Annotated in this window: 12 protein-coding genes; 2 read left to right on the top strand and 10 right to left on the bottom strand. The window is 31.5% G+C overall.

What is annotated here, in order from left to right; translation table 11 throughout:
- Positions 1-38 precede the first annotated feature (38 nt).
- From C0982_RS09225 to C0982_RS09190, 8 genes are all read right to left on the bottom strand, one after another.
- The gene (locus tag C0982_RS09225) at positions 39-929 is read right to left on the bottom strand and encodes a hypothetical protein (RefSeq protein ID WP_101773930.1); all 891 of its coding nucleotides are present in this window, start codon (positions 927-929) and stop codon (positions 39-41) included.
- Positions 930-965: 36 nt separating this feature from the next.
- Positions 966-1826: a phage recombination protein Bet gene (bet, locus tag C0982_RS09220; protein ID WP_101773929.1), complete on the bottom strand. Its 861-nt coding sequence runs from the start codon at positions 1824-1826 to the stop codon at positions 966-968.
- Between the two features lie 12 nt (positions 1827-1838).
- Positions 1839-2096: a hypothetical protein gene (locus tag C0982_RS09215; protein ID WP_101773928.1), complete on the bottom strand. Its 258-nt coding sequence runs from the start codon at positions 2094-2096 to the stop codon at positions 1839-1841.
- A gap of 2 nt (positions 2097-2098) precedes the next feature.
- Positions 2099-2611, bottom strand: coding sequence for a siphovirus Gp157 family protein (locus C0982_RS09210; RefSeq protein ID WP_101773927.1), 513 nt, complete (start codon positions 2609-2611; stop codon positions 2099-2101).
- 11 nt (positions 2612-2622) lie between these two features.
- Complete coding sequence (locus C0982_RS09205) at positions 2623-2970, bottom strand: helix-turn-helix domain-containing protein (RefSeq protein WP_101773926.1); 348 nt, start codon at positions 2968-2970, stop codon at positions 2623-2625.
- Between the two features lie 96 nt (positions 2971-3066).
- Positions 3067-3312 carry a hypothetical protein gene (locus C0982_RS09200; protein WP_101773925.1) on the bottom strand — a complete coding sequence of 82 codons (246 nt, stop codon included), beginning with the start codon at positions 3310-3312 and terminating at the stop codon, positions 3067-3069.
- A 14-nt stretch (positions 3313-3326) separates the two neighbouring features.
- On the bottom strand, positions 3327-3569 hold the full coding sequence (locus C0982_RS09195; RefSeq protein ID WP_101773924.1) for a helix-turn-helix domain-containing protein: 243 nt from the start codon (positions 3567-3569) through the stop codon (positions 3327-3329).
- 24 nt (positions 3570-3593) lie between these two features.
- On the bottom strand, positions 3594-4304 hold the full coding sequence (locus C0982_RS09190; protein ID WP_101773923.1) for a phage antirepressor KilAC domain-containing protein: 711 nt from the start codon (positions 4302-4304) through the stop codon (positions 3594-3596).
- Between the two features lie 130 nt (positions 4305-4434).
- Between C0982_RS09190 and C0982_RS10960 the strand changes: the two genes are divergently transcribed.
- Complete coding sequence (locus C0982_RS10960) at positions 4435-4776, top strand: DUF6173 family protein (protein ID WP_101773922.1); 342 nt, start codon at positions 4435-4437, stop codon at positions 4774-4776.
- A gap of 121 nt (positions 4777-4897) precedes the next feature.
- Here C0982_RS10960 and C0982_RS10580 read toward each other — a convergent pair whose 3' ends face one another.
- On the bottom strand, positions 4898-5050 hold the full coding sequence (locus C0982_RS10580; protein ID WP_180946924.1) for a hypothetical protein: 153 nt from the start codon (positions 5048-5050) through the stop codon (positions 4898-4900).
- A 132-nt stretch (positions 5051-5182) separates the two neighbouring features.
- Between C0982_RS10580 and C0982_RS09180 the strand changes: the two genes are divergently transcribed.
- On the top strand, positions 5183-5596 hold the full coding sequence (locus C0982_RS09180; RefSeq protein ID WP_101773921.1) for a guided entry of tail-anchored proteins factor 1: 414 nt from the start codon (positions 5183-5185) through the stop codon (positions 5594-5596).
- A 234-nt stretch (positions 5597-5830) separates the two neighbouring features.
- Here the strand turns inward: C0982_RS09180 and C0982_RS09175 are convergent, their stop codons facing one another.
- Positions 5831-6016 (bottom strand): hypothetical protein, encoded by a 186-nt coding sequence (locus C0982_RS09175; protein WP_101773920.1) that lies wholly within the window; start codon positions 6014-6016, stop codon positions 5831-5833.
- Position 6017: the final 1 nt, after the last annotated feature.

The raw sequence follows: 6017 nt of genomic DNA, 5'->3' as shown, positions 1-6017 counted from the left end.
ATTTTTCATAGTTTTCACCTCTTTTAAGATCCCTAAAACTATCTCTTTTGCAGCTTTCTCACCATTTCATTGAGTTCCTCGTCGCTTTTTTCTCCATGTTCTGATTTAAAATTATGAAATGCTGTTTGCTTAGGAGTTGGAACGCTTGTAGGTTTATTCGGCTTCGCCTTATCCTCGTAATTGCCCTCGAATACCTTTAAGAAATTAGCAGGCTTAACAAACCAATCAAAGGTCGCTTGCCATCCATTTTCTGATACGTATCCCATTAAGAATGATGAGCGTTCAACGCCATGGACACATTCTAATACCTTATCAATTCCATATTCTGACAATCTTGTTTTTAACTGTGTATACCTAAGTGTTTTAGGTGCTACCCTAGTTACCTTCCTAATCCCCTCGATAGAGTTCCACTCTTTTACCACAAGTTCAATTTCAGTTTTCAATTTTAATTCTTCACTCTTCACACTTTCATCAGAAGTGCAACGTATAGAGTCTATATTCTTTAATTCTTTAATTCTTACATTCTTGTTAGGTGTCGGTTGCTTGTCGGTTGCTTGTCGGTTGCTTGTCGGTTTGCTTGTCGGTTCATCTGTTTCATTTTGATACACCTCCCAATTTGTAATAGTTATAAGTCTATTTTTGTTTGTCGCTTTGCTTGTTAGAAAATTGTATTTTTCAAGTTTCTCCAAGCACCTTCGAATTTGCATTGTACTTATTTCTTTGCCTGTGTTTTTTTGAATGGAAGATAGACTTGTAACAAATTGACCTGCCTCACATTCATACTCTTTGCCTGAAAATATCCACTTCTTTTTTTCATGATTAGCCATTAATAAAAGTGTAATTATTATTACTTTTTGTTCAGGAGTGCAATCCTTCCAAAGTGCATTTTCAAGTATTTTTCTGTGTATTTTGATCCAACCTGCACTCATTTAATAGTTCTCACCTCCTGAATAATTTGTGCCTTTTTATACATCCATAGTCTGCTGACCTTCTCCGACATCTTCAAACTCTACATCTACGACCTCTTGTTCTTTTTTTCTTATTTCATCTGCATATTCTGATATAAGTTTTATAACTTCATCTGCTTCATCATATGTTAAATTGTGTAAACCATATCCTTTGCTACTGCAAAATGATTCTAGTTCTTTAGTGTTCTTTTTGTCTGCAAAATCATATATTCCGCATAGTTCCGCCACTTTCATAATTGCGTTTTTTTGTTGAAGCGAAGCTTTACCAATTTCTACTTCTTTTTCAGGTAATTTATCCGGTACATCTTTTATTTCAGCGCTGTCATATAATCCTTGTAAATCCTCTGGAAATGCTTCTCTAAGAGCTGTAACTAATGCACACTTTCTTATCATTACACATGGCATTGATTTCCATGTAGACTGGCTTTTTGAGTATTCTTCCACGCTTACAGTCGACTTTACAGGATATTTATGCTCCTTAACATAAACTTCACACCAACCACCTACCAGAGTTTCTTTTGGTAGCTTTAAGCTCCCTTCCCTCTCTTCTATTTCTCCATTTTCTTTTATAACTACTATTCCAGCTTTCATTCCTTCGTAGCTTGGATTTCTATATGCTCTTTTCACAAAAACATCTTTTCCTACAACAATGTTTGCAGGAGAACTTCCAAATTTTATTAAATATGCTTCTCTAATAAAAGGGTTCAATTTTTGTGCTTTGCAAAGTTCTATAAACATCATTACCTCTTGGTCTGTTACAGATCCGTTTCCACTTACTAAATAATTTTTTACAGTTTCAGAATTAAGTGTTTGTCCACTTTGTAGCTTATAGCTTGTTTCCACTAATGCGTTACTCATTTTCATTCTCTCCTATCCCAACATTTCCAATTCTTCTAACATTTTCTTTTTTTTCTTCAAAGTTGCTTTTTGAAGTTCCATCTGTTCTTCTAATTTGTAAATTTCCATTTCTAAATCATCCGCTACATCTTTTTTCAACTGCTTATTTTTACTAAATCTCTTTTTTAGCACTTTACTAGCTAATTTATTTATATCTTCATCAGGATAAGTAGTAGATAGTATATCTAAAAATACAGTTGATTCTGTGTATTTCCCATTAAACTCAAGCATATTTACTCCTCCTTAGCCTTACTTCTTCTTAGCGTTACGCTAGGCTTGATATATAGGCTTGCTCCCTCTATTTCTTCACCTTGTTTTAAAACTTCCCCTATACCTTTTTTATCTACTAATATTTCTATTTTTTTAGTTTTATATTTTTCAGGTATTACTGATTCATCAGGTATTGACACGCTTTTTCTTTTGTTCTTGCTTATGCTTCCTATAGGTGTTTTAAGCTTTTCTAATCCTATTGCACTCATTGTTTCGTATACTAATTCATTAAATTTTTCTAACTTGTTTTTTTCTGATTTTATGATTGCATCAAGGTTTCTTTTTTCATTTTCGCCTGATTCTATATTGCTTTTAAGATTAACTAAGTACTTAGCTATCCAAGTGCTTTCATCTTCTAATGCAAGCTTTATTCCACCTCTAATTTCTTCTTTCTGTTCATCTGTCAATTCGCAATTTGTATCTTCTAGCAATTCATTTATTCTGTTTATTTCTTCGCTTAATTTGTAAAGTAACATTTCAATCCCTCCTAAAATGGTCTATCCTCATACACATCCGATAGCTCTGCTATTTTCCTATCTTTTTCTTCTATCACATTTTCCAATACTCTTATTTTAAATTCCAGTAAGCTTATTATTTTTTCTTTATCTTCCATCAATACTTCCTTCATTTTTGGCAAGCTCAATTCACTCCCATCATTAATAATTAATGTGTTTGTAGCTTCACTTATTTTAGTTAGCGTGTCATCACTTGGTATATGTTTGCCAATCTCTATGGTTGCGATATAACCTCTTGAAAAGCCTGTCATTTCTGCTAATTCTCTTTGAGTTAATCCTGCGTTCCTTCTTGCTAATTTTATCTTTTCGTATACTTCCATGTTGCACCTCTTGTTATAACTCTAATTAAATGTTATAATATCCGTAATAATGTTTTGATTAGTCGACCTGCCAGTCGGCTTTTTTTCTGCTTAAAATCATGCGTTTCCACCTGCTGTCATTACTTTTTTATAAATTGACCACTTTTTATGTTCAAAGTAAGTTTCTTCTAGCTCTTTTTCAACGTCTCTAAATGGTCTTGTAATCACTTCTTTATCAAATTCATTGCAGTAGTCATTAAACTGCTTTATCTTATCTTGAAATGCTATATTAAGCATTCCTCTAGAGCTGTTTTCATATTTTATTGCCTTTTCTCTGATATCGTCCATTTCCGCTAATATCATTTAATTTTCCTCCTTTAAACCACGTCTTTTTTTATCTCTTCTTCATATGGCGTTCCATCTAACCATTTAATATTAGATGGATCTGTTAGGTCTTTATCTACACAAAATTCTAAAAAAGCTTCCAATTCTTCCTCTCTAACTTTGTAGCCTCCTAACTTCATAAATCTCAATAATTTTGCATCTCTCAATTTATACACAAAAGATGGATTTGTTTTCAATATCTCTGCTACTTCTTTTACGCTGTATATCTTTGGCATTATTATTTCCTCCTATTTTTTGTTTTAATTTGATAAGAATTTATTTACAAAATATACTTGACCCTTACCTGTTACCTTTGGTGTTTTAGTTAATCTTGTAGAACCATCAGAGTTTACATGGATACTTTCTTTTATTTCAAATACTCCTAAATCCATTGATTTTTGAGTTGGCATATTATAGCTTTCTCCCTTTCGACCGATTAAAAACCCCTTATTTCGCATCCAATCAAATAATCTGTTTTGCCCTATATCAACTCCATTTTGTTTAATTAACTTTGCTAGGTCGCCGACAAGTATTGATTTCTTACTAGCTTGAACGCTATCTGCAAATAATACTTTTGGTTTATTTTCTTCTACTTCTATTTGTAGATTTTTCACTTGACTATTTGCGTAAATCAAAGCTCTTTGCATTATCTTTTCAGGACTATTATATTCTTTTTCAATCGCTATAAAATATTGTCTTATTTCTTTGCCCTTTTCATTTCTTTGTAACATTGCTATTTCTTTTGCCATATCCATTTTCAAAATATGTTCAACTTGATTTTGCTTACCACCTTTTGAGTTAGGGACAAAAATGTCTGTAACTATAAAATCTTGATTTTCAATAAATCCATACTCTTTCATTCTGTCAAACCATTTTACATATGGAGTATTTATTTCTAATCTTGAATGTAGTTCTCTTCCACTTACTACTGGTTCCATATTTTCATTTGTTTCTACTTTTATCAATTCCATTTAATCACCTCTTTTTCTAATTTATTATTTTTTATATTGCTTGCATTTAATTGTTAAAATTTTCTAATTCCTTTATAATGTAAGTATCAGTGTTGCCGCACTGAAATTTTATGAAAGGAGATTATTTATTATGAGTAGTAGTTTCAACTACAGTTCTTTATCCAGAAATCATTATTTAGCTGATTACATGTATGAAAGATTAGCTAAACAAATTGATGAATTTGAAAAAAATCTTCCTAGCAATAAGCAATCTGGCATTATTGTTAATGGATACAATGGAACAATTCTTGTTGATGACATTGGTTACCATAACCCTGATTTGATTTTTATCTATGGGAGTGGCTCGAACGGTGAAGATATTCAAATATTACAGCATGTATCTCAGGTAAATCTTTTTCTAGTAGCTGTAGAACGTCCATCCCCTGAAAAACCACGTAGGAAAATAGGATTTTCTTCATCATCTCAAGATTAGTATTTGCAGACTCCGTATTACTCGCAATAGTATGGAGTTCTTTTTCTATTCCTTCTAATGCACCTGCTATTCTTTCTAAAGTTCTTGAATCGCAATTATCCATGTTTCTACCTCCAAAATCTTAAATATCAAAGAAAATAGTACATATACAATTTTGCTCTTTTTCTATTTTCTTAACTTCTCTTATTATTTCAGCCATTTCTTTGTACGAACTTAATGTGAATACTTTTATTTCTACTTTTGTTTTTCTTCTGAATAAGTTTCTTATTTTCATGTTCTCACCTCCTTTATCTTCCTATCCAACTTCTTACAAGTTGAAGGCAGTTATAATTGAAACTGTTCCGCTTATTATTTCTATTTTCATGATATAATTTATTCATTAATATAATTTAAAGGAGATTTTAATATGTCTATAGAAAAACCACCAAAAAATCCGTTTACTCAACCTTCTGTTTTCCCTAACATTACAAATAACTCTATGGGAGACATACTTAATAACAATAAGATATTGGGTTTAGCTATTGGAAATAATCAGCAAAGCCAAGAAGATAAAGAAAAATCAAAGGCTTTTTCTAAATCTCTTCAAGAATCAATTACAAGGCAAGCTTCAATTCCTACTCTACTAGAAATTCAAATTGACAAACATGATGAAGAAATTGAGTGCCATAAAGAACAAATATCTTTAATGAAAAAACAAATTGAGGATGCTGAAAAAAGTTCTAAAAATGCAAAAATAATATCTTACATCTCTGTCGGTGTATCAATTATTGTTGCCATCTTTACAATATGGTCTTACTTTAACCCTGTAATACCTAAATAATGCCTATAACTCTTAATATTATTAAGGTTGCCGTAACACCAAGCCCAAACATTGATATAGAAAGAGCTATGGTTGATATGACTAAATCGTCATTTCCTTTCATTATTGATCACTCCTTTTTTATTCTATCTTTGTAATAATCTAAATAGCGTAGATATAATTAATGTTGACGTTGATATTATTGCACATATTATAGCTATAGATGGCCAGTCAATATCTTCCTTCTTCATTTTCTCACCTCTGTAAATTTATTTTAAAACTTTCAACATCTACTGAAAGCTCATTCATTATAGATTTTATAACTGATACACATTGAGCTTCTTCGCGGAGCTCTTTTTGTATAGCCTTCAATATTGAATTTTTACATCTTATAACTTCTTCTTCTGTTAGCACAACTCCATTTTCAAACCGTACCTTCATA

The organism is Peptostreptococcus faecalis (genome assembly GCF_900240845.1).
Classification (GTDB): domain Bacteria; phylum Bacillota; class Clostridia; order Peptostreptococcales; family Peptostreptococcaceae; genus Peptostreptococcus; species Peptostreptococcus faecalis.
Note: the sequence above shows the minus strand (reverse complement) of the source record. Positions and strands in the feature narration are given on the sequence as shown.

Bases quoted from the DNA above. Each gene is read 5' to 3' on its own strand.
- C0982_RS09225 (WP_101773930.1), bottom strand. From the start codon at position 929: ATGAGTGCAGGTTGGATCAAAATACACAGAAAAATACTTGAAAATGCA.
- bet (WP_101773929.1), bottom strand. From the start codon at position 1,826: ATGAGTAACGCATTAGTGGAAACAAGCTATAAGCTACAAAGTGGACAA.
- C0982_RS09215 (WP_101773928.1), bottom strand. From the start codon at position 2,096: ATGCTTGAGTTTAATGGGAAATACACAGAATCAACTGTATTTTTAGAT.
- C0982_RS09210 (WP_101773927.1), bottom strand. From the start codon at position 2,611: ATGTTACTTTACAAATTAAGCGAAGAAATAAACAGAATAAATGAATTG.
- C0982_RS09205 (WP_101773926.1), bottom strand. From the start codon at position 2,970: ATGGAAGTATACGAAAAGATAAAATTAGCAAGAAGGAACGCAGGATTA.
- C0982_RS09200 (WP_101773925.1), bottom strand. From the start codon at position 3,312: ATGATATTAGCGGAAATGGACGATATCAGAGAAAAGGCAATAAAATAT.
- C0982_RS09195 (WP_101773924.1), bottom strand. From the start codon at position 3,569: ATGCCAAAGATATACAGCGTAAAAGAAGTAGCAGAGATATTGAAAACA.
- C0982_RS09190 (WP_101773923.1), bottom strand. From the start codon at position 4,304: ATGGAATTGATAAAAGTAGAAACAAATGAAAATATGGAACCAGTAGTA.
- C0982_RS10960 (WP_101773922.1), top strand. From the start codon at position 4,435: ATGAGTAGTAGTTTCAACTACAGTTCTTTATCCAGAAATCATTATTTA.
- C0982_RS10580 (WP_180946924.1), bottom strand. From the start codon at position 5,050: ATGAAAATAAGAAACTTATTCAGAAGAAAAACAAAAGTAGAAATAAAA.
- C0982_RS09180 (WP_101773921.1), top strand. From the start codon at position 5,183: ATGTCTATAGAAAAACCACCAAAAAATCCGTTTACTCAACCTTCTGTT.
- C0982_RS09175 (WP_101773920.1), bottom strand. From the start codon at position 6,016: ATGAAGGTACGGTTTGAAAATGGAGTTGTGCTAACAGAAGAAGAAGTT.